This window comes from Cupriavidus sp. GW823-FHT07B10 (genome assembly GCF_058794355.1).
Window position 1 is genome coordinate 80,927 of sequence record NZ_JBXAGS010000016.1, and the last position, 22,405, is coordinate 103,331.

General features: G+C 71.1%; 12 protein-coding genes. 7 read left to right on the forward strand and 5 right to left on the reverse strand.

Translation table 11 applies throughout. The annotated features are described in order from the left end of the window. Positions 1–164: 164 nt before the first annotated feature. On the reverse strand, positions 165–686 hold the full coding sequence (locus AC1Q6V_RS26545) for a MarR family winged helix-turn-helix transcriptional regulator (protein ID WP_041688483.1): 522 nt from the start codon (positions 684–686) through the stop codon (positions 165–167). 139 nt (positions 687–825) lie between these two features. Between AC1Q6V_RS26545 and badH the strand changes: the two genes are divergently transcribed. From badH to aliA, 4 genes are read left to right on the forward strand one after another with little or no spacing between them, the layout of a single operon-like run. Further along, positions 826–1,593, forward strand: a complete 768-nt coding sequence (gene badH, locus AC1Q6V_RS26550; RefSeq protein WP_439671939.1) for a 2-hydroxycyclohexanecarboxyl-CoA dehydrogenase — start codon at positions 826–828, stop codon at positions 1,591–1,593. Between the two features lie 30 nt (positions 1,594–1,623). Then, positions 1,624–2,406, forward strand: coding sequence for a 2-ketocyclohexanecarboxyl-CoA hydrolase (gene badI, locus AC1Q6V_RS26555; protein WP_010810198.1), 783 nt, complete (start codon positions 1,624–1,626; stop codon positions 2,404–2,406). Positions 2,407–2,436: 30 nt separating this feature from the next. After that, on the forward strand, positions 2,437–3,588 hold the full coding sequence (gene aliB / locus AC1Q6V_RS26560) for a cyclohexanecarboxyl-CoA dehydrogenase (protein ID WP_454750923.1): 1,152 nt from the start codon (positions 2,437–2,439) through the stop codon (positions 3,586–3,588). Positions 3,589–3,633: 45 nt separating this feature from the next. Next, positions 3,634–5,277 (forward strand): cyclohexanecarboxylate-CoA ligase, encoded by a 1,644-nt coding sequence (gene aliA / locus AC1Q6V_RS26565; RefSeq protein ID WP_011617413.1) that lies wholly within the window; start codon positions 3,634–3,636, stop codon positions 5,275–5,277. A gap of 48 nt (positions 5,278–5,325) precedes the next feature. Here the strand turns inward: aliA and AC1Q6V_RS26570 are convergent, their stop codons facing one another. From AC1Q6V_RS26570 to AC1Q6V_RS26585, 4 genes are read right to left on the reverse strand one after another with little or no spacing between them, the layout of a single operon-like run. Further along, on the reverse strand, positions 5,326–6,750 hold the full coding sequence (locus AC1Q6V_RS26570; RefSeq protein WP_454750922.1) for a diaminobutyrate--2-oxoglutarate transaminase: 1,425 nt from the start codon (positions 6,748–6,750) through the stop codon (positions 5,326–5,328). Then, on the reverse strand, positions 6,747–7,580 hold the full coding sequence (locus tag AC1Q6V_RS26575; protein WP_454750921.1) for a 4'-phosphopantetheinyl transferase family protein: 834 nt from the start codon (positions 7,578–7,580) through the stop codon (positions 6,747–6,749). Before AC1Q6V_RS26575 ends, AC1Q6V_RS26570 begins: the two co-directional genes overlap by 4 nt. Next, on the reverse strand, positions 7,567–8,385 hold the full coding sequence (locus AC1Q6V_RS26580) for a thioesterase II family protein (RefSeq protein ID WP_454750920.1): 819 nt from the start codon (positions 8,383–8,385) through the stop codon (positions 7,567–7,569). Before AC1Q6V_RS26580 ends, AC1Q6V_RS26575 begins: the two co-directional genes overlap by 14 nt. Further along, a complete protein-coding gene (locus tag AC1Q6V_RS26585) occupies positions 8,382–8,588 on the reverse strand; it encodes an MbtH family protein (RefSeq protein WP_010810192.1) in 207 nt (68 codons plus the stop codon). Before AC1Q6V_RS26585 ends, AC1Q6V_RS26580 begins: the two co-directional genes overlap by 4 nt. A gap of 381 nt (positions 8,589–8,969) precedes the next feature. Here AC1Q6V_RS26585 and AC1Q6V_RS26590 point away from each other — a divergent pair, with 381 nt between their 5' ends. The 3 genes from AC1Q6V_RS26590 (at position 8,970) to AC1Q6V_RS26600 (ending at position 22,405) form a co-directional block, all read left to right on the forward strand. Next, positions 8,970–9,917 (forward strand): TauD/TfdA family dioxygenase, encoded by a 948-nt coding sequence (locus AC1Q6V_RS26590; protein WP_454750944.1) that lies wholly within the window; start codon positions 8,970–8,972, stop codon positions 9,915–9,917. A 115-nt stretch (positions 9,918–10,032) separates the two neighbouring features. After that, the gene (locus AC1Q6V_RS26595; protein WP_454750919.1) at positions 10,033–19,317 is read left to right on the forward strand and encodes a non-ribosomal peptide synthetase; all 9,285 of its coding nucleotides are present in this window, start codon (positions 10,033–10,035) and stop codon (positions 19,315–19,317) included. After that, entirely contained in the window at positions 19,310–22,405 is a 3,096-nt protein-coding gene (locus AC1Q6V_RS26600) for a non-ribosomal peptide synthetase (RefSeq protein WP_454750918.1), read from the forward strand. Before AC1Q6V_RS26595 ends, AC1Q6V_RS26600 begins: the two co-directional genes overlap by 8 nt.

A 22,405-nucleotide genomic window follows, 5' to 3' on the forward strand; every position in this document is an offset into this window, starting at 1 on the left:
TGGCGCCTCACCGTTGATGCTCGCGATGTCTGAGCAACTTCATGCCAACGCATATTGCGCGCCAGTCGGCGCGGCAGGCCAGGATGCGGATCGCGGACGCGCGCTCGGCTGTTCCAGCCGGCCGGTGTGTGCCGGTGTGTTTCAGTTGCGATACTGCGTGCGACTCAGTCCCCTGGGCTGCCACCGTCTGCGCTGTCGGGCGTGTCGAGCGCACGCATGTTGTCCAGCAACTTGAGCAGGTAATGCAGCGTGTGCGTCAGGTCATTGGTAGAAAACCCCGTCAGCGCCTGCTCGTAATAGGCCCGGATCTTCGGCTGCGCCTGGTGCAGCCAGACCTCCCGGCCCGGTTCGCTCATCCGTATCAGCCGTGAGCGGCGGTCGCGGCCGTCCGGGGCCAGCGTGACGTGGCCGTCGCGTTCCATCCGGCTGACCAGTCCTGACAGGTTTTGCCGGCTCACCATCAGGTAGCGGGCCAGGTCGCCCACGCTCATGCCATCGGCGGCTTCCGGACGCGACAACGCGCCGAGCACGGCCCACTGCTGGGTCGTCAGGCCCTCTGCCTCGACGGCTCGTGATCCCGTTTTATGCAACATATTTGCGCATTGGTATAGCCGGAAGAAAAGCCGGTTGGCCAGTTCCATGCGCGCGTTTGTGGGGAGTTCTACTTCTACGTCCGGGTTAACCATAGTCTTTTTCACAGTGTTGGCGTCTTGCGCAGGCAATGGCTGCCTCCTATTATAGGTAAATATATTTACCTAATTGGCGGTGCGATGTGACGGCGTCATGGCCGGCACGATAGCACCGGAATCCTGAAAGGAGAACGCTGTGCAAGGACTTGAAGGCAAGACGGTCATCGTGACCGGTGGTGGCGGTGGTATCGGCGGTGCAACGTGTTTGCGCTTTGCGCGCGCCGGGGCGGCGGTGGGCGTACTCGACCTTAACCCGGAAGCGGCCGAGCGCGTCGCCGGCCAGATCCGCGAGGCTGGCGGGCGGGCGCTGGCGATCCGCTGCGACATCACCGAGCGCGCCAGCGTGGATGCCGCGGTGGCGGCAGTGGAGCAGGGCCTGGGCCCGGTGGACGTGCTGGTCAACAACGCCGGCTGGGATGTGTTCAAGCCGTTCATCAAGACCGAGCCCGCGCAATGGGATCGGCTGATCGCCATCAACCTGATCGGCGCGCTGCACATGCACCACGCGGTGCTGCCGGGCATGGTCGAGCGCAAGCGCGGCCGCATCATCAATATCGCTTCCGACGCCGCGCGCGTGGGTTCGTCCGGCGAAGCGGTCTATGCCGCGTGCAAGGGCGGGCTGGTGTCGTTCTCCAAGACCATTGCGCGCGAGCATGCGCGCCACGGCATCACCGTCAACGTGGTGTGCCCAGGGCCGACCGAGACCGCGCTGTTCGAAGACTACAAGCAGGGTGCGGGCAACCCCGAGAAGCTGGTGGAAGCCTTTACCCGCTCGATCCCGCTGGGCCGCATCGGCCAGCCCGACGACCTGCCCGGCGCGGTGCTGTTCTTTGCCAGCGACGACGCCGGCTTTATCACCGGCCAGGTGCTGAGCGTGTCGGGCGGCCTGACCATGAACGGCTGAGCAAGCAAACACCAGAAAACGGAGACCACCATGCAATACGAAGACATCCTGTACGAAGTGCGCAACGGCGCCGCCTGGATCCTCATCAACCGCCCGGAAAAGATGAACGCCTTCCGCGGCCGCACCTGCGACGAACTGATCCACGCCATCAACCGCGCCGGCTATGACCGCGAGATCGGCGCCATCGTGCTGGCCGGTGCCGGCGAAAAGGCCTTCTGCACCGGCGGCGACCAGTCCGCGCACGAGGGCCAGTACGACGGCCGCGGCACCATCGGCCTGCCGATGGAAGAACTGCACAACGCCATCCGCGACGTGCCCAAGCCGGTGATCGCGCGCGTGCAGGGCTATGCCGTGGGCGGCGGCAACGTGCTGTGCACGATCTGCGATTTCACCATCGCGTCGGACAAGGCCGTATTCGGGCAGGTCGGGCCCAAGGTCGGTTCGGTCGACCCGGGCTACGGCACCGCCTTCCTGGCGCGCGTGGTGGGCGAGAAGAAGGCGCGCGAGATCTGGTACCTGTGCCGCCGCTATCCGGCCGCGGAAGCGCTGGCGATGGGGCTGGTCAATGCGGTGGTGCCGCACGAGCAGCTCGATGCCGAGGTACAGAAGTGGTGCGACGAGATCATGGAGAAGAGTCCCACCGCGATCGCCATTGCCAAGCGCTCCTTCAATCTCGATACCGCGCACCAGAGCGGCATCGCCGGCATGGGCATGTACGCGCTCAAGCTCTATTACGACACCGAGGAATCGCGCGAAGGCGTGCGCGCTTTCCAGGAAAAGCGCAAGCCCGAGTTCCGCAAGTACGCGAAGTAAGCCGTGCCGTCCGAACCAGCGGAGACCACCATGAATCCCTATCTTGACGAAGACCTGACGGCGCTGGCCGAGCACGCGCGCCGCTTTGCCGATGCGCGCGTGGCGCCCGGCTACCTGGAGCGCGACCGCACCCGCGTGCTGGACCGCGCGCTGATGCGCGAAATGGGCGAGATGGGCTTTATCGCGCCCGAACTGCCGGAGCAGTATGGCGGGCAGGGCATGGGCTCATTGGCCGCCGGCGTGATCCATGAAGCCGTGGCGCGTGCCGACCTGAGCCTGTCGTACATCAACTTGCTCGCGTCGCTCAATGGCCAGATCCTGGCGCACCATGCACAGCCGGAAATCGCCGGACCGTGGCTGCAGCGCCTGACGCGCGGCGAGGCGCTGCTGGCAATCGCGCTGACCGAGCCGCGCGGCGGCTCCGACGCGGCCAGCCTGCGCCTGCGCATGGAGCGCGATGGCGACGTCTACGTGGTCAACGGCGAGAAGACCTCGATCTCCGCCGCCGACCAGGCCGATGCCGCGGTGGTCTTTGCCCGCAGCGGCACCGTCGAGTCCGGCGCGCGCGGCGTGTCTGCGTTGCTGGTGCCGATGGACCTGCCGGGCATCACGCGCAACCGCTTCGACTGCCACGGCCAGCGCGCCATCGGGCGCGGCTCGATTTTCTTCGAGAACGTGCGCGTGCCGGCCAGCCACCTGCTCGGCAAGGAGGGGGAGGGGTTCGTGCAGGTGATGCAGGGCTTCGACTTCTCGCGCGCGCTGATCGGCCTGCAGGTGCTGGCGGTGGCGCAGGCCGCGCTGGACGAGACCTGGGCCTACGTGGCCGAGCGCCAGGCCTTCGGCAAGCCGCTGTCGGCCTTCCAGGGCGTGTCGCATCCGCTGGCCGATTTCGAGACCCAGGTGCAGGGCGCGCGCCTGCTGTGCCTGCAGACGCTGTGGCTCAAGGACCGTGGCCTGCCGCATACCGCCGAGGCGGCGATGTGCAAGTGGTGGGCGCCCAGGCTGGCGTACGACGTGGTGCACCAGTGCCTGCTGTCGTTCGGCCACGGTGGTTATGACCGCGGCGTGATGGAGCAGCGCCTGCGCGATGTGCTGGGCTTCCAGATCGGCGACGGCACGGCACAGATCATGAAGACCATCATTGCCCGCACGCGCGCGGGGCGCGAAGCCGTACCGGCCTGAAGCGGCGCCACGACCGCCGAGCCGTCCGATAAAGAGGAGACACCCATGGATTTCGACGCCGTACTGATCGCGCCGCGCCGTGCCGCCAGCATTGCCGCCAGGCATTGGCATGACCGCACCGTCAACGACTACCTGGCCGCCTGCGTGCGCGACCGGCCCGACGCCCCAGCGCTGACCGCGCTGAGCCTCGACAGCGGCAGCATGACACGCTTCACCTGGCGCGAACTGGCCCGGATGGCGGACCGGGTAGCGATGGGTCTCAGCCGCCTCGGCATCGGCGCGCAGGATGTGGTGTCATGCCAGCTCCCGAACGGCTGGCACCTGACTGTGCTGTATCTCGCCTGCTCGCGGCTGGGCGCGGTGCTCAACCCGCTGATGCCGATCTTCCGCGAGCGCGAGCTGTCGTTCATGCTGGCGCATGCGCAATGCAAGGTGGCGGTGGTGCCGCAGCTGTTCCGCGGCTTCGGCCATGCCCAGATGCTGCAGGGTTTGCGCGAGGCATTGCCGGCGCTGCGCCACATCGTTGTTGCCGGCGGTGATGGCGCGGACAGCTTTGAAGCACTGCTTAGCGGTCCCGCCTGGGAATATGAGCCCGATGCCGCCAACATCCTGCTGCGCAGCTGTCCCGGCCCGGACGACGTCACGCAGCTGATCTACACCTCCGGCACCACCGGCGAGCCCAAGGGCGTGATGCATAGCGCCAACACGCTGTTCTCCAACATCGTCGCCTACGCCGAACGGCTGCGCCTGACCAGCGACGATGTGGTGCTGATGGCGTCGCCGATGGCGCACCAGACCGGCTTCATGTATGGACTGCTGATGCCGGTGTTGCTGGGGGCGCATGCTGTGCTGCAAGACATCTGGGACCCGGCGCGCGCGGCCGCGCTGATCCGCGAGGAGGGCGTGACCTTCACCATGGGTTCGACGCCGTTCCTGACCGATCTGGCGCGTGTGGTGGCGGAGTCCGGCACGCCGGTTCCCAGCCTGCGCATCTTCCTGTGCGCCGGTGCGCCGATTCCCGGCGCGCTGGTCGAGCGCGCCCGCGAGGCGCTCGGCGCGAAGATCGTATCGGCCTGGGGCATGACGGAGAACGGTGCGGTTACCACCACGCTGCCGGATGACAGCGACGAGCGCGCCTCGACCACCGACGGCTGCCCGCTGCCAGGCGTCGAAATACGCATCGTGGACGGCACCGACGCCGACGTGCCGCCCGGCGAAACCGGCCGCCTGCTGGTGCGCGCCTGTTCCAACTTCGGTGGCTACCTGAAGCGCCCGCAGCTCAACGGCACCGATGCCGACGGCTGGTTCGACACCGGCGACCTCGCACGGCTGGATGCCAGCGGCTACCTGCGCATCGCCGGGCGCAGCAAGGACGTGATCATCCGCGGCGGCGAGAACATCCCCGTGCTGGAGGTCGAGACCCTGCTGTACCGCCATCCCGCGGTCTCCCAGGTGGCCATCGTCGCCTATCCCGACGAGCGCCTGGGCGAGCGCGCCTGCGCCTTCGTGGTACCGCGCGCCGGCCAGCCGTTCGACCAGGCGGCGATGGTGGACTGGCTCAAGGCGCAGAAAATGGCGCTGCAGTACATCCCCGAGAAGCTCGTGGTGCGGGACGCCTTGCCGGCCACGCCCGCCGGGAAGATCCAGAAATTCCGGCTGCGCGAGATGCTGCGCGGTGACGCGTCCTGAAGCTGGTTCCGCGGTGGCCCCGGCCACCGCGGAACGGCGCGCAAGCGCTCAGCGGCATTGCTTGTGCGCCGCGCTGACTGCGTCGCCAAACAACTCGGCCACCAGGTCGATCTCGGTCTCGCCGATGACCAGCGGTGGCAGGAAGCGCACCGTGGCGCCGTGGCGTCCGCCCAGTTCGACGATCAGCCCGCGCTGCAGGCATTCGCGTTGCACCGTGCGCGCGAAGGTGCCGTCGGCCGGGTAGGCGCCCACCGCATCGGCCTCGGCACGTTCGTCGATCAGTTCCACCCCGATCATCAGGCCGCGCCCGCGCACTTCGCCGATCGCGGGGCACGCGGTATGCAACTGCCGCAGCCGCGTGGCGAGGCGCTGGCCCATGGTCTCGGCATGGGCGACGATGCCTTGCGCAACCAGGGTGCGGATGGTGGCGGAGCCCGCCGCCATCGCCAGCTGGTTGCCGCGGAAGGTGCCGGCGTGCGCGCCCGGTTGCCACGCGTCGAGCGCGCTGTCGTAGATCACCACCGACATCGGCAAGCTGCCGCCGATCGCCTTGGACAGGACCAGCACGTCCGGCACGATGCCGGCATGCTCGAACGCGAACATGCGCCCGGTGCGGCCGAGCCCGGTCTGCACTTCGTCGAGCACCAGCGCGATGCCGTGCTCGCGCGTGATGCGGCGCAGTTCGCGCAGCCAGCGCGCGGGCGCGGGGATCACGCCGCCTTCGCCCTGTACCGCTTCCACCACCACCGCCGCCGGCGGCAGCACGCCGGACTCCGGGTCGGCCAGCATCTGCTCGATATAGCGCAGGCCCGCGTCGATGCCGGCGTCGCCGCGCAGGCCGAACGGGCAGCGGTAGTCATACGGGTAGGGCAGGAACTGCACGCTGCCGCCGAGCGCACCCAGCGGCGCCTTGGGGCCGAGGTTGCCCATCAGCGCCAGCGTGCCGTGCGTCATGCCGTGGTAGCCGCCGGCAAAGCTCAGCACCGTATGGCGTCCGGTGGCGGTCTTGGCCAGCTTGAGCGCTGCCTCGATGCCGTCGGCGCCGGTCGGGCCGCAGAACTGGATACGGGCGCGCGCTGCGAACTCGGGCGGCAGCAGGCCGAACAGGTCGTCGATAAAGCGGTCCTTGACCGGCGTGGCCAGGTCCAGCGTATGCAGCGGCAGGCCGCTGTCGAGCGTGTCGCGCAGCGCGCGCACTACTGCCGGGTGGTTGTGGCCGAGCGCCAGCGTGCCGGCGCCGGCCAGGCAGTCGATGAAGAGCTGGCCGCTGGTATCGCGCAAATACACGCCATAGCCCTGTTCCAGCGCCAGCGGGATGCGGCGCGGATAGGAGCGGGCGTTGGACTCGCGCGCGGACTGGCGCTGCAGGTAGGGGTTGTCGTCGAGCCGGATGGGCGCTTGCCGGACGAAGGCGCCAGCCGAGAACGGCGCGGGTTGGCCGTGGGCATGCGTGGCGAGCGAGGGAGGCGTCATGGTGTCGTTCCTAACGGGGGCGTTGAACAGGGACGTTGACTGCGGGGCCCGGCATCGAGACCGGGCAAGGTGGGTTGGCCCGCGCGCGGGGGCAGCTCGCGCGGCGGATACTGCCGGTGCACGACGCGCGCGGCGGCCATTGGCGTGGCCAGGCTCGCGACGTAGCGGGTGTCGTGATCGGGCTGGCCACATGCATCGTGGATATGCCAGACGCGCAGGTCGGCCCCGGCGCGCGCCAGCGGCGGCACGCAGGCAGCGCACGCCGGCAGCGCCACGCGCACCGATTGCGGCGCAGCCGACAGCCCTGTGCCGACGGCCTTGCTGCACGCTTCCTTGGCAGTCCACAGGCGCAGGAAGGCGAGCATGGCATCCTGCGGTTGGCGCTGCGCCAGCGCGCTCAGCCAGCGCATTTCGTCGGGGTTGCAGGCCACGGCCGCGCTGTCGTGCCAGGCTGTCCACGTCATGTCCGCACGCCAGGCTTCGATGTCGATCCCGACCGGCGCGCATGACAAGGCGATTGCGGCGCGTGCGTCGCTGTGGCTGACGTTGAACTGCAGGGCTGTGGTGCAATGGCCGCCAAGCGTGGGTTTGCCGAACGCGTTGGCGACCAGCGGCACGGCGTCGGGCGACACGCCCAGGTATAGGCCCAGCAGTGTCCGCAATGCCGAGCGGGCCGCGGTGAAGCGGGCGCGGTCGCCGGGTTGCCGGAACATGGCGGCGCGCGCGCGTTCGCTTGCCGACAGCGCCGACAGGTCTGCCGCAGCGTCGACTGCCACGTGCCAGACCTGGATCTCGCCGTGCGCTGGCGCGGCCATGTCAGGCGAGCGCATGGCCGTGGTCTCTGGTGGCGCGCATCGTGGAACCGAGCACGGCATCCGTGATGGTGTCCAGCACGTCCTGCGCCGCCTCGTGCAGGAAGAAATGCCCGCCCGCGAACAGCCGGTGGCTGCAGTCGTGCAGGGTCTCGTCGCGCCACGCGGCCAGCATCGCGGGCGGGGCGTGGACGTCGTCCCTGCCGCCGAGCACTGTGACCGGACAGCCCAGCCGCGGGCCCGGACGGTAGCGCCAGGCCTCGCACAACGCGATATCCGCGCGCAGCACGGGCAGGAAGAAGGCGAGCGCTTCCGGCGTTTCGCGGATCTCGGCCGGCATGCCGCCCATGGCGGCGATGACGTCGGCAAAGGCGCCGTCCGGCAGGCTGCTGAACGGCGGCCGAGCCGACGGCAGCGCGGGAGCGCCGCGCCCGGACACCACCAGCGCGGCGGGGGAGAGGCCATGCACGGCTTCAAGCGCGCGCGCGGTCTCGAACCCCAGCAGCGCACCCATGCTGTGGCCGAACAGCGCAAAGCGCGGCGCTTCGGCTCGGGCCGCGCGCGCGATCGACGCGGCCAGCGCGCTGGCCAGCGCATGGATCGATGCGCCATGCGTTTCGGCCGTGCGCGTGCCGCGTCCGGGCAGGCATACCGGCGCCAGCTCGATCGCGGCGGGCAGCGCGGCGCGCCAGCCGTGGTACGCGGTATGGCCGGCGCCGGCGTAGGGCAGGCAATAGAGGCGCACGCGATCGCCGGCAGCCGGGCCGCTGCGGCCCGGCATCAAGGCGTACCAGGGATCGCGCATCGGCTGCGCGGGGCTCATGCGCCGGCCAGCGCGCGCTGCAGGCTCAGCGGACGCATATCGGTCCAGACCGTCTCGATATGCGCCAGGCACTCGTCGCGGCTGCCCTGGAAGCCCACGCTGGCCCATCCTGCCGGTACGGGCTTGTAGTCGGGCCAGATCGAATACTGGCCTTCATCGTTGCGGACGACGTGGAAACGCGTGTCGGGATGATCCCAGCTCATGGCTGTGCTCCTTCAGGTGGTTTGAGTTGCCGTCGCAGTCGGCGCCGCGCCGGCAAGGAAAACGTTGAAGACAACAAAAACGTCGAAGGCTACATCGTAAATGATAATGATTTGTATTTCCATTCGTAAATATTTCCGGTAGACTCGCCTTCCATCCAATGTGCAGACATTGTTCGCGTGGCCGCGCCCCTCCCGCCTCAGGCCCCGCTGCAACGCCTTCCGGCGCCGTGCGGCAAGCGCGAACGAACCCAGCGAGGCAACAGGGATATGGATTTGGACACGACCGCTACCATCGCCGACCTCCATGCGGACCATCGCAGCGGCCCCGGCACGGCTGCCACCGCATCGACAGCAAAGGCGGGCGCGCCGCGCACCGCGCCGATGTTTGCGCACAGCGCGCTGCCACTGGTGGTCACGCCCGACGGCGACACCGACTGGCGCCGCCAGTTCGGCGCCATGGCCGCGATCGCCGCGGAACAGTTACCGCGCGTCGGCGGCGTGCTGTTCCGAGGCTTCCGCTTTGACGACGACTCGGATTTCCGCGCGTTCGCCAGCGCCTTCGGCCATCCGCTGCTGAGCTATGAGTTCGGCTCGACGCCGCGCTCGCAGGTGAAGGAGGGCGTCTATACCTCCACTGAATACCCGGCGCACCAGGTCATCCCGCTGCATAACGAGCAGTCGTACACGCTGCAATGGCCGATGAAGATCTGGTTCCATTGCGTGCAGCCGAGCGAGACGGGAGGCGAGACGCCCATCGCCGACAGCCGGCTGGTCTACCAGCGCCTGGACCCGGTCATCCGCGAGCGCTTTGCCGCGCGCCGCCTGATGTACGTGCGCAACTACGGCAACGGCCTCGACCTGAGCTGGCAACGCGCCTTCAACACCGATGACCGCGCGCAGGTGGAGCGCTTCTGCCGCGCCCAGCAGATCGATTTCGCATGGAAGGCCGACGGCGAGCTGCGCACGCGCCAGCTATGCCAGGCCGTCGCGCGGCATCCGGTGACCGGCGAGATGGTGTGGTTCAACCAGGCCCACCTGTTCCATGTCTCGGGGCTCGCGCCCCACGTGCGCGAGGCCCTGCTCGCCGTGGTCGGCAGCGTCGACGAACTGCCGCGCAATGTCGTCTACGGCGACGGCGCGCCGCTGGAGGACGACGCCCTTGCCACCATCCGCGCCACCCTCGACGACTGCACCGTGCGCTTCCCCTGGCAGCAGGGCGATGTGCTGATGCTCGACAACATGCTGGCCGCCCACGGGCGCGGCACCTTCAGCGGCCCGCGCCGCGTGATCGTCGCCATGGCCGAGCCCGCGCCGCCCGGCCTGGGCTGATCCCGCCGCCGTCCCGATGCCCACTGGCCGCCCTGCGGGCCAGGGCCTTGTCATCTCCAACGTTTTCGCCATGTCGTCTTCCGTAGCTTCCCTGCCGGCAGAAACCGGCGCCCTGATGCGAACTCTGCGCGCCGATGGCGTGCGCCTGCGCCTGCTGGACGGGCGCTGGCGCGTGGCCGATGACTGCGCCGCCAGCGCTGAGGCGCTGGACGCCGCGGCCGCGCTGCTCGCCACGCGCGCCGCCGAGGCCGATGCCTGGCTGGCCGCGCATCCCGGCTATTTCGACCGCTATCCCGCCGGCCCCGGGCAACTGGCGCTGCTGGCCTTCCATCGCCGCCATCCGCACAGCGCCGCGTACAACATGGTGTTCACGATCGAGCTGGCGCCGGGGCTGCGCTTCGACCTGCTGGAGCAGGCCGCGCGCCATGTGGTGGATTGCCACGAGGCGCTGCACAGCGCCTACCTGGACGAGGACGGCGAGATCGTGATGGCACGGCCGGCCGGCTTTGCAGCCGAGGTTTCGCTGACGCGCGTCGACGGCCTTGCCGAGGCCGATCTGATGGCCTGGTTCGAGCGCGAAGCGGACGAGCCGTTCGACCCCGACGCGGGCCAGGTCTGCCGCTTCCGCTTCCTGGTCTCGCGCCAGGCCGACGGCACCGAGCGCATGTGGATGTGTGCCGGCATGCACCATATCGCCGGCGACTATCTCGGCTTCGAGACGGTTTGCGACCAGATCCTTGCGACCTACGAAGCGCTGCGTGCCAAGGACCCGGCCAGTCCGCCGATGGCGTCGCAGGTGGGCCGCTACCGCGACTGGCTGGTGCGCCAGCGCCAGTTGCTGGCGGGGCCGCGTGGTGCATCGCTGCGCGCCTTCTGGGACAGCGTACTCGAGGACGCGCCCGCGGCGCCGGCCCTGGCCGGCGAGCGCGCTGTCGAGCCCCGCCTGCGCGGCGCCGAGATTGAATTCCACCTGACGGCGCAACAGACGCAGGGCCTGCGCGACCTGGCCGCGCGGCTCGAGGTCAGCGTCTTCGTGGTGATGCTGGCGCTGTTCAAGACCGTGCTGCACCGGGCCAGCGGCGAGGACGACTTCCTCGTCGGCACGCCCACGGCCGGACGCTCCGGCGCGCAACATGCCGACCTGATCGGCTATACGCTCAACGCCGTGCCGCTGCGCGCGGATTTCTCCGCCAACCCGGTCTTTGCCACGGTGGTGCGCGACTGCGCCCGCCAGATGCGCGGCGCCTTGCGCCACCAGCAATATCCGCTGGCGCGCATGGGCGGCGCGGATCGCAGCCTGGGGCCCTTGTTCCGGCATATGACGACCTTCGTGCCAGTGGGTCCGCGCAAGGTGCTGGGCCGCTACCTGGTGCGCGAATACCTGGCCACGCAGCGCGGCGCGGCCAACGACATGAACCTGCGCTGGCAGGACGAAGGCGAACGCCTGCGCGGCCAGTGGCGCTACGACGCTGACCGCTTTGCCCCGGAGGCCGTGCTGCGGCTGATCGCGGCGCTGCGGGTTGCGGTGGACGTGGTGCTCGACAACGCCGAAGTGCGTGTCGGTGATCTGTCCTTGTTCGATGCGGCGGTGCTTTCGCATGCGCAGGCCAGTGGTGCCGCAACGCAGGTCCACGCCACCGCGCTGGCGGCCTTCGAGGCCGGCGTGCGCGCGCATCCGGAGCGCCTCGCGGTAGACGCTGCCGATGCGCAGTTGTCCTACGGTGCGCTCGACGCCGGCGCTGACGCGCTTGCCTCGCGATTGCAGCAAGGTGGCGTGCGCCCCGGCGACGTGGTCGGCCTGCTGCTGCCGCGAGGCGCCGGCATGGCCGTGGCCATGCTCGCCTCGTGGAAAGCGGGCGCCGCGTTCCTGTGCCTCGACGCAGCCATGCCCGCCGCGCGGCTGGCACAACTGGCGGCAGATGCGGACCTGAAAGCGGTAGTGGGCGAGGGGGGCCAGCCGCAGTGGCTGGCGGACGTGTTGCCCGATGCCGGCTGGCATGCCGCATCCCTGCAAGTCGATGCCGCAACCCTCCCGGCGACATGGCCCGCTGCCGTGCCCGCCCAGCCGGCCTACCTGATCTACACCTCCGGCTCGACCGGCACGCCCAAGGCAGTGGTGGTGACGCAAGGCAACCTTGCGCACTACGCCGCTGGCGTGCTGCACGCGCTGGCCCTGCCGGCGGGATCGTCGATGGCGTCGCTGTCCTCCGTGACAGCGGACCTGGGCCACACCGCCTGGTTCGGCGCGCTACTGGGCGGCCACACGCTGCGCGTGCTGGACGATGGGCTGGGCGAAGACCCCGAGGCCCTCGCCAGCGCGCTGGCGGCGCGGCCGGTCGATTGCCTGAAGATCGTGCCCTCGCACCTGCGCGCACTGCTGGCCGTCGCCGATCCGGCGCGGCTGGTGCCGCGGCAATGCCTGGTGTTCGGCGGCGAGGCGCTGGATGCGGCGCTGGTGGCGCGCGTGCAGGCGCTGCATCCGGCCTGCCGCGTGGTCAACCACTACGGGCCCACCGAAACCACGGTTGGCTGCCTGACGCACGCGGTGCCATCGGGCGGAGCGCAGGGTGCGATTCCGGTCGGCCGCCCGCTGCCCGGCGTCAGCGCCTACGTGCTGGATCGGCACCTGAATCCCGTGCCGCGCGGCGCGGCAGGCGAGCTCTACGTCGGCGGGGCCGGCGTCGCGAGCGGCTACCTGCGCCGCCCGGCGCTGAGCGCCGAACGCTTCGTGCCGGATCCCTTCCAGCCCGGCGGCCGCCTGTACCGCACCGGCGACCGCGTGCGCATGACTGATGACGGCGCCATCGTCTTCCTCGGCCGTGCCGATGCCCAGGTCAAGATCCGTGGCTTCCGCGTCGAACCCGGCGAAGTCGAAGCCTGGCTGCGCCAGGCGCCGCACGTGCGTGATGCGGTGGTACTGGCGCAGCCCTCGCCCGCAGGCGAAGGGCTGCGGCTGGTCGCCTATCTCGTGCCCGCCGACGGATTCGACCTGGCCGCGTTGCGCACCGCCATGGCTGCCGCACTGCCGGCGCCGATGCTGCCGGCGGCCTTCGTGCAGTGCGACGCCTTCGCGCGGCTGCGCAACGGCAAGGTCGATCGCAAGGCCTTGCCGCCGGTGCCCGATGAGGTCGCCGCGCCCGTCCGCGCTACACCGCAGGATGACACCGAGGCTACGCTGGCGCGCCTGTGGGCGAGCGTGCTCGGGCGCGATGCCGTCAGCGCCGACGACAACTTCTTCGCCTTCGGCGGCGACTCCATCCTCGGGCTGCAACTGGTCGCGCAAGCGCGCCAGGCCGGTCTGGCGCTGACCCCCAAGCTGCTGTTCGCCCATCCCACGCCCTCGGCATTGGCCGCCGCACTGCGCGCGGGCGCCGCACCGGCCGACGCAACCGCTGCCATCGAGCAGACGCTGCGCACCCTCTGGCGCGAGATCCTGCAGCGCGACGAGATCGACCGCGACGCCGACTTCTTTGCGCTCGGCGGCGATTCCATCCTGGCGCTGCAGATCGTGGCCAAGGCCCGCGCGCAGCAGCTGATGCTGGCGCCCAGGGACCTGTTCGCGCACCCGACGCTGGCGCGCCTGTCGGCGCATCTCGCCGCGCGCGCACAACCTGCCGCCGCTCCCGCTGAGACGCCGGCCGTGGCACAGCCATTTGCGCTGAGCGGTCGCGACGCGGCAGCACTGGAGCGCCTGCGCGCCGCGCAGGGCGGCATCGAGGATGCCTATCCGCTGTCGCCGCTGCAGGAAGGGCTGCTGTTCCACCACCTGCGCGACGGCGGCAACGGCGCCTATGTCAACCAACTGGTGCTGGAAATCGACGGGCCGCTCGACCCGGCGCGGATGGCCGCCGCGTGGCAGGCGCTGCTCGACGCCCACCCGATCCTGCGCACCACCTTTATCGCGCCGGGCGAAGCCGGTTGCGGCGACCGCGCGCTGCAATGCGTGCATGCCCGCGCCACGCTGCCCGTGGCCGTCGAGGACTGGCGCGGCGAAGACGGCCCGGCGCTGGCCGAGCGTCTGGCAGCCTGGTGCCGCGCCGACCGCGCGCGTGGTTTCGACCCGGCTGCGCTGCCGCTGATGCGGCTGGCACTGCTGCGCACCGGCGAGCAGGGATGGTGGCTGGTCTGGAGCCGGCACCACCTGATCGTCGACGGCTGGGGCTCGGTGCAACTGCTCGACGAGGCGCTGGCCCGCTACGCCGATCCGGCCCACGCGCCGGCGCCGCGCCGGCCGTATCGCGACTATATCGCCTGGCTCGCCGCGCAACCCGCGACGGCGCGGCAGGCCTTCTGGCGCGAGGCCTTCGCCGGCCTGCCCGGTCCCACCGTGCTGCCGGGCATCGCGCCGGCGGCCGCGAACCACAGCGCGGTGCCGCTGTGCCGCGACCTGGTGCTGCCGGCCGGACTCGATTCCAGCCTGCGCGCGCTGGCCGCCGCGCATCGCGTCACCCTCAACACTGTGATGCAGGCGGCGTGGGGCATCGTACTGGCGCGCCATTGCGGCAGCGACGATATCGTCTTCGGCGTGACCTCGGCCGGCCGGCCCCCGGGCCTCGACGGCGCCGAGCGCATGCTGGGCGTGTTTATCAACACACTGCCGCTGCGTCTGCGTCCGCGCGGCCCGCTGGCGGTGACGGACTATCTGCAGGCTACCCAGCAAGCCGGCGTCGCCATGCGCGAGTTCGAACATGCCGCGCTGGCCGAGATCCAGGCGCAGGCCGGTACCGGTGGCGCGCTGTTCGACACGCTGATGGTGTTCCAGAACCTGCCCGACCTGAACGACCGGGCGCGCGAGGTGGCGTGCCTGCGCCTGCGCCAGCACGACAACATCGAGCAGACCCACTACGGCCTGACGCTGGAAGTGATGCCCGATCGTCGCTTCACCGTCCGCTTCACCTGCGATGCCGGCCGAGTTGAGGCGGGACGCCTCGCGCAATGGATGGACGCGTACGCGGCCGCGCTGGCATCGCTGGCCGAGGGCGCGGCGCATGTCGGTGCCGTCGATCTGCTTGACCCCGCCACGCGCACGCGGCTGCAGGCTTGGGGCGCCAGCGATAACACCAGCGTCTCGCAGGCAGCCCTGCACGACGACTACGTACAGCGCGTGGCGCGCCGCGTCGCCGCGCATCCGGAGCGCGTGCTGGCGCGCTGCGGCGATACCGCACTGACCTATGGCGACTGGTGGCAACGTGCCGGCCGGCTCGCCGGGGGCCTGCGTTCCGCGGGCGTGGCGCAGGATGACGTCGTCGCAGTGCTGCTGCCGCGCGGGCTCGACTGGCTGGTCGCGCTGGCCGGAATACTGCGCGCAGGCGCGGCCTGGGTGCCGCTTGACGTCAGCCATCCCCCGGCACGCTGGCAGCAGGTGCTGGCACAGGCGCGCCCCGCGCAGGTGCTGACCGATGCTGCAGGCGCCGCCGCGCTCGCCGAGGCAGGGATCGCAGGCGCCCGGACGCTGGCAGCCGTAGAGGCCTCCGCCGCGGGAACGACGGCACTGCCCACATCCTCGCACCCCGCCCAGCTCGCCTACGTGCTGTTCACCTCCGGCTCGACCGGCGTACCCAAGGGCGCGATGGTCACGCGCGCCGGCATGCTCAACAACATGCTGGCCAAGGTGGTGCCGCTCGGGCTGGGCGAGGGCGACGTGATCGCCCAGACCGCGCCGCCGTGCTTCGACATCTCGGTATGGCAGGCGCTCGCCGCGCCGCTGTTCGGCGCCCGCGTGGAGGTCGTCGCCGACGACGTGGTGCGCGATCCGTCCGCGCTGACGGCGCTGCTCGCGCAGCGCGGCGTCACGCTGTTCGAACCGGTGCCGTCGCTGCTGCAAGCTGTGCTGGACTGCCAGGCCGCGGAGGGCCGCGACGCGCCGCTGCCGGCGCTGCGCTGGGTGCTGCCCACCGGCGAGGCGCTGCCGCCCGCGACCGCGCGCGCGTGGTTCGGGCGCTATCCGGCGGTGCCGCTGATGAATGCCTACGGGCCCGCGGAATGCTCGGACGACGTGGCCTTCCACCCCTTGTCTGCCGATAGCCTGGGGCAGGGCAGCGACACCGTGCCGATCGGCCGTCCCACCGCCAATGCCGTGCTGCAGGTGCTCGATGCCGACGGCAACCTGGCCGCACCCGGCGTGATCGGCGAGGTCGCGGTGGCCGGCGCTGGCGTGGGCCGGGGCTACCTGGCCGACCCGCGCCGCACCGCGGCCGCCTTCGTGCCCGATCCGACCGGCGCCCCGGGCAGCCGCCGCTACCTGACCGGCGACCTCGGCCGCTGGCAGGCCGGCGGCGTGCTGGAATACGTGGGCCGCAAGGACTTCCAGGTCAAGCTGCGCGGCTACCGCATCGAGCTGGGCGAGATCGAGGCCGTGCTGGCCGCGCATCCCGCCGTGCGCCAGGCGCTGGTGACGGTGTACCAGGCCGCCGGCAGCGAATGGCTGACGGCCTACTGGCAGCCAGGAGCCGGCCAGGCCGTGCTGGAAGCCGAGCTAGCCGCCAGCGTCGCGGCGCGGCTGCCGGCCTACATGGTGCCGGCCGCGTGGGTGCGCATGCCGGCCTGGCCGCTCAACGCCAACGGCAAGATCGACCGCAAGGCGCTGCCCGCGCCGCAGGTGGCAGCCGCCGGCGAGGAGGGCGATCCCCCGGCCAACCCGGTCGAGCAAGCCGTGGCGGAAATCTGGGAGGCCCTGCTGCCCGGTGTGCGCGTTGGCCGCGACAGCCATTTCTTCCGCCTCGGCGGCCATTCGCTGATCGCCACCCGCGTGGTCGCGCGCTTGCGTGCCGCCGGCCACGCACAGGCCGCGCTGCGCGATGTGTTCGAAGCCCCGGTGCTGCGCGACTTTGCCGCGCGCCTGGCCACGGCGGCGCCCGCGGCGGCGATCCCGGCGCTGGTGCCCGTGCCTCGCGTTGCACGCATGCCGGTATCACTGGCGCAGCAACGGCTGTGGCTGGTCGAGCGCCTGCAGGGCAATGCCGGTGCCGCCTACAACATGGCCGGCGCGCTGCGCCTGCGCGGGCCGCTGGATGTCGCTGCGCTGCGCCAGGCCCTGGCCGCCGTGGCCGCTCGCCACGAGGTCCTGCGCACCGCCTATCCCGACGACGACGGCGAACCGTTCGCCAGCATCGGTGCTGCCGCAGGCATCGACCTGCCGGTGGCCGACCTCCAGGCACTCGCGCCCGAGACCCGCGACGCGGCGCTGCGCGAAGCCATGCGTGAACACGCGTCACGGCCCTTCGCGCTCGACCAGGCGCCGCTGTGGCGCGCCACGCTGCTGCGCTGCGCCCCGCAGGAACACGTGCTGCTGGTCGCGATGCACCACCTGGTGTCCGACGGCTGGTCGGTCGGGCTGCTGGTCGACGAGATCACCCATGGCTACCGCCGCGCACTGGCGCCGGACCAGGTCACACCGCTGCCGCCGCTGGCCCTGCAATACGCCGACTACGCCGCCTGGCAACGCGACTGGCTGCGCGGCGCCGCGCTCGACCAGCTGACCGCCTACTGGCGCGGCGCGCTCGCCGGCGCGCCGGCGGCGCTGGCCTTGCCGGCCGACCGCGCGCGCCCACCGGTGGCGCGCATGGAAGGCGATGCCGTGCCGCTGCATATCGGTGCCGCGCGCATGGCACAAGTGCATGCGCTGGCCCGCGCCGAGCAGGTCACGCCCTTCGTCGTGCTGTTGGCCAGCTTCCAGTGCTGGCTGCACCGTGTCACCGGCATGGACGACCTGGTGCTCGGCACCGATGTTGCCGGCCGCCACGAGGCGGCGCTGGAGCCCCTGATCGGCTTCTTCGTCAACGTGCTGCCGCTGCGCTCCCGGCGCGTCGCCGGCGCCAGCTTCCGCGACACGCTGGCCGCCTGCCGGCGCGGCGTGCTGGCCGCGTTCGAGCATGACGGCCTGCCGTTCGACCGCATCGTCGAAGCCGCCGGCGTACCGCGCGACCGCAGCCGCAACCCGCTGGTGCAGGCGCTGTTCGTGCTGCAGAACACGCCGGCCGGGCAGCTCGCCATGCCCGGCGTGCAGGCCGACATGCTGCCGCCAGTGGAGCGCAATTCCAAGTTCGACATGGCGCTGTTCCTCGAGCCGGAGGGCGGGCAGGGAGCCGCAGCGCTGCGCGGCGACTGGGTGTTCGCCACAGCGTTGTTCGAGCGGACCACGGTGGCGCGCTTTGCCAGCGAGTGGCTGGCCACGCTGGACGCGCTGCTGCGCGCGCCGGACCAGCCCGTCGACCACGTCACCGAACTTGTCCCGGGCGCCGCGCGCCCGACCCAACCGAAACCCGAGGAGTCCCGAAACATGGAAACCAGCCAGCGCATGGCGGCCAAGCTCGACCAGCTCAAATCGCTGGCGCGGCCGCGCCCGGCCACCCTCGCTCCCGCCACTCCGGTTCCGTCCGCCGCCGACCCGGCCAGCCAGGTGCGGCTGCGCCCGCTGCGGGCCGGTGAGGTCTTTCCCATCGTGATCGAGCCGGCGGCGCCCGGCCTGGATCCCGTCGCCTGGGCCGCCCGGGCGCGCGGGCTGATCGCCGACACCCTGCATAAACACGCGGGCATCGTCTTCCGCGGCTTCGACCTCCCCACGCCGCAGGCCTTCGAGGCCTTTGCCGAAGCGATGCATCCCGGCCTGTACGGCAGCTACGGCGACCTGCCCAAGAAGGAGGGCGGCCGCAACACCTACCGCTCCACGCCGTACCCCGAACGCCAGATGATCCTGTACCACAACGAAAGTGCGCACCTGGAGCGCTGGCCGCGCAAGCAGTGGTTCTATTGCGAGCTGCCTTCCGCCATCGGCGGCGCCACCCCCATCGTCGACTGCCGCGAACTGCTGCGCCGCCTGCCGCCCGCGCTGGCCGCCGAGTTCGCCAGCCGGCAGCTCATGTATGTGCGCACCTTCACGCCACGGCTGGACGTGGACTGGCGCGACTTCTACAAGACCGAGGACCGCGCTGAAGTGGAAGCGCGCTGCCGCGCCGCCGGCATCGACTGCCGCTGGCTGGACGGCGACATCTTGCAGACCCGCACGGTGTGCCCGGCCATCGTCAGCCACCCGGTCACCGGCGAGCGCAGCTTCTTCAACCAGGTGCAGCTGCACCACGTGTCGTGCCTGGAGGAAGACGTGCGTGAAGACCTGCTCGAGATGGTGGGGCTGGAACGCATGCCGCGCCATGTGATGTTCGGCGACGGCACGCCGATTCCCGACGAGGCGATGAAGCTGATAGGCGAACTGTACGAGGCCTGCGCCGTGCGCTTCGACTGGCAGCGCGGCGACGTGGTGATGCTCGACAACATGCTGGCCGCGCACGCCCGCGACCCCTATGAAGGCCCGCGCAAGATCGTCGTCGCGATGGGCGATATGTTTGACCGCACCCAGCCCGACGGCAATGCCGCCGCGGTGCCGCAGGAGAACGCCGATGCCTGAGCTGCAGTCCGCCTGGACCCCGACACCCGAACAACAGGCCGCATGGCAGCAATGGCGCGACACGCCGGGGCCGCGTGCGCATGTGGCGCGGATCGCTCTGCACGGGCAGTCCGACCCTGCCGCGGTGGATGCCGCGCTGGGGGCGCTGCGTGTGCGACACGAATCGCTGCGTACCGCATATATTGACAATGGCAACGAGCTGGTGGCCTGCGTGCCGCAGGCGGGCACCAACGGTGCCGCCACGGCCATCGCCGTGCCCGGCGATGCGCCGTCGCTGCCTGCGCTCGACCCGGCCACCGGCGACGTACTGCGCGCCTGCATCAGCCCTCTGCCCGCGGGCGGCGCCACCCTGTGGCTGCTGGTTAGTCCGCTGGCGGCTGACCGCGGCACCGTGCTGAAGCTTGCCGAAAACATGCGCGATGCATTGGATGCGCCGGCACGGATCGATGGCGATGAGGAATTGCCGCTGCAATACGCGCAATACGCCGACTGGCAGCAAGGCGCGCGCCTGGGCGAAGACGGCACTGGCAGCGCCGGCCGCGCGTACTGGCAGGCGCAGGCCGCCGGCCTGCCGGCCCCGCTGCGCATCCCCGATGCGCTGGCAGGAAGCGCCGCCGCGCAAGGTAGCGACACCTGGCGCCACACGCTGCATGGCGCGCACCGGCAGGCGCTGGCCGCATCGGCACGACAGTTCGGCACCACGCCCGAGCGCGTGGTGCAGGCGGCCTGGTGGACCGTGCTGGCGCGCCTGTGCGCGCACCCGGTGTTCAGCGGTGCCTGGCTGCATGATTGCCGCCGCGACTACGACGTGATGGCCGATGCCGCCGGCGTATTCGTCAAGGCGCTGCCGGTCAGCGTGGCTTGGGACGCGCAGCGCAGCGTGGCCGAGCACTGGCGCGCCTGGCTGCCCGCGCTCGACAGCCACGCCGCGTGGCAGGAAGCCTGGCAGCCCGGGGATGCCGCGCCCCGTATCGGGTTTGCGGTAGCACCGCTGCCGCCCGCCGGCGTGGCGATGGCCAGCCCGGCATGGGCCGGCTTCGACCTGGTGTGCGAGGCACTCGATGACGGGCAGGGCATGGCGGCGCTCGCGCTGCATGCGCGCGCAGGCGTCCTGCATCCGCGCGTTGCGCAGTGGGTGCTGGCGCATCTGGCGGCACTGATAGGCACTTTGCCTGCGGCGCTCGACACGCCGCTGGAATCGCTGTCATGGCCTGCCGACGATACCTTGCGCGTGCCGCAGTGCTGGACGGGCGAAACGCCCGTGGATGCGGGGCAGACCCTGCTCGCACGCATCGCGCAGCATGCCCGGCAGACACCGGATGCACCCGCGCTCGATGCCGCGGACCTGGTGCTCGACTACGCCGGCCTGCAGCGCACCGTGCAAGGCGCCGCGCAACGGCTGCGCGCGCTTGGCGTCGGCCCTGGCACGCGCGTGGCGCTGGCGCTGCCGCGCAGCGGCGCGCTGGTGGCGAGCCTGCTGGCGGTATGGGCCGCGGGCGGGGCCTATGTGCCGCTCGACCCGGCGTGGCCGCAGGCGCGCCGCCGCAGCGTGCTGGCGCAGTCGGCGCCGGTGCTGACCATCGCGCAGCAGGCTGCCCACGATAACGCCACGGTGATCCGTGCCGATGCGCTGCTGGCCAAGACCGCACAGGTTGATGGCGAATTTGCCAGCGCACAGGAAGACGCCGCCTACGTGCTCTTCACCTCCGGCTCCACCGGCGAGCCCAAGGGCGTGGTGGTCGGCCACCGGCAGATCAGCCATTACACCGCGGCGGTGTGCGAGGCGCTGTCGCTGGCGTCGTGCCGGCGGCTCGGCCTGACGTCGTCGGTCGCGGCCGACCTTGGCAACACCACGCTGTTCGCAGCACTGTGGCAGGGCGCGTGCCTGGCGGTGGCCAGCGATGACGACATGGCGCATCCCGCCGCCTTCGCTCGTTACCTGCGTGGACGCGAGGTCGACGCCATCAAGATCGTGCCGTCGCATCTGGCGGCGCTGCTGGAAACGGATGCACCGGCCGTGCCCGCCACCGTGATCCTGGGCGGCGAGCCCTTGCCCGCCAGCCTGGTGCAGGGGCTGCGCCGCCACGCGCCGGACTGCCGGATCTTTAACCACTACGGCCCGACCGAAACCACCATCGGCGTCATGGTCCACGCGGTCGGCGCGGAGGATCCGGCGTGGCCCGCCGCCACGGCGCCGCTCAGCCGGGCCCTGGGCGCGACGCGCGTGCGGCTGCTGGACGATGCCCTGCGCCCGGTCCCGGCCGGCGTGGCCGGGCAGCTCTACGTCGGCGGTCCGCAACTGGCGCATGGCTACCTCGGCCGCCCGGACCTGGACGCCGCCGCGTTTGTCGACGACCCGTTCGCGGCAGGGCAGCGCCTCTACCGCACCGGCGACCTGGCGCGCGCCACCCCCGCCGGCCTGCAACTGCTGGGCCGCGCCGACCAGCAGGTCAAGATCCGCGGCATCCGCGTCGAGCCGGCGGAAGTCGAGGCCGCGTTGCTGGCCCAACCGGCGGTGGCGCAGGCTGCGGTCTGTGCCGCGCCCGGCCCCGGCGCCGCAGCCGTGCTGTGCGCGTTCATCGTGCCGGCATCGGCCGGCTCCGCCGACACGGATGCGCTGCGGCGCGCGCTTGCCGCCATGCTGCCCGACGCCATGGTCCCGTCGCGCTTGATCGCGCTGCCTGCGCTGCCGCGGCTGCCGAACGGCAAGACCGACCGCACGGCGCTGCGCACGCTGGCCGCATCGCCGGACGACATTGCCGCAGCGGCGCCGCAAGCTGCCACGGCATCCGCGGATGCCGTGGAGACCCTGGTCTGCGCGCTGATGGCCGAACTGCTGGAGCAGGAGCGGGTCGACCCGCACGCCGACTTCTTCGCGCTCGGCGGCCATTCGCTGCTGGTGATCAAGCTGGTGGCGCGGCTGCGCCGGCGCCTGCAGGTGGAGATCGCGCCGGGCGTGGTGTTCGACCGCCCGACTGCCCACGCGCTGGCCGCGGCCGTGCGTGAACACGGCGAGACGGCGGGCGAACTCGACGCGCGCGCGCTCACCGCGCTGAATGCGGCGCCGCAGGCTGCCGTGGCCGCCTGA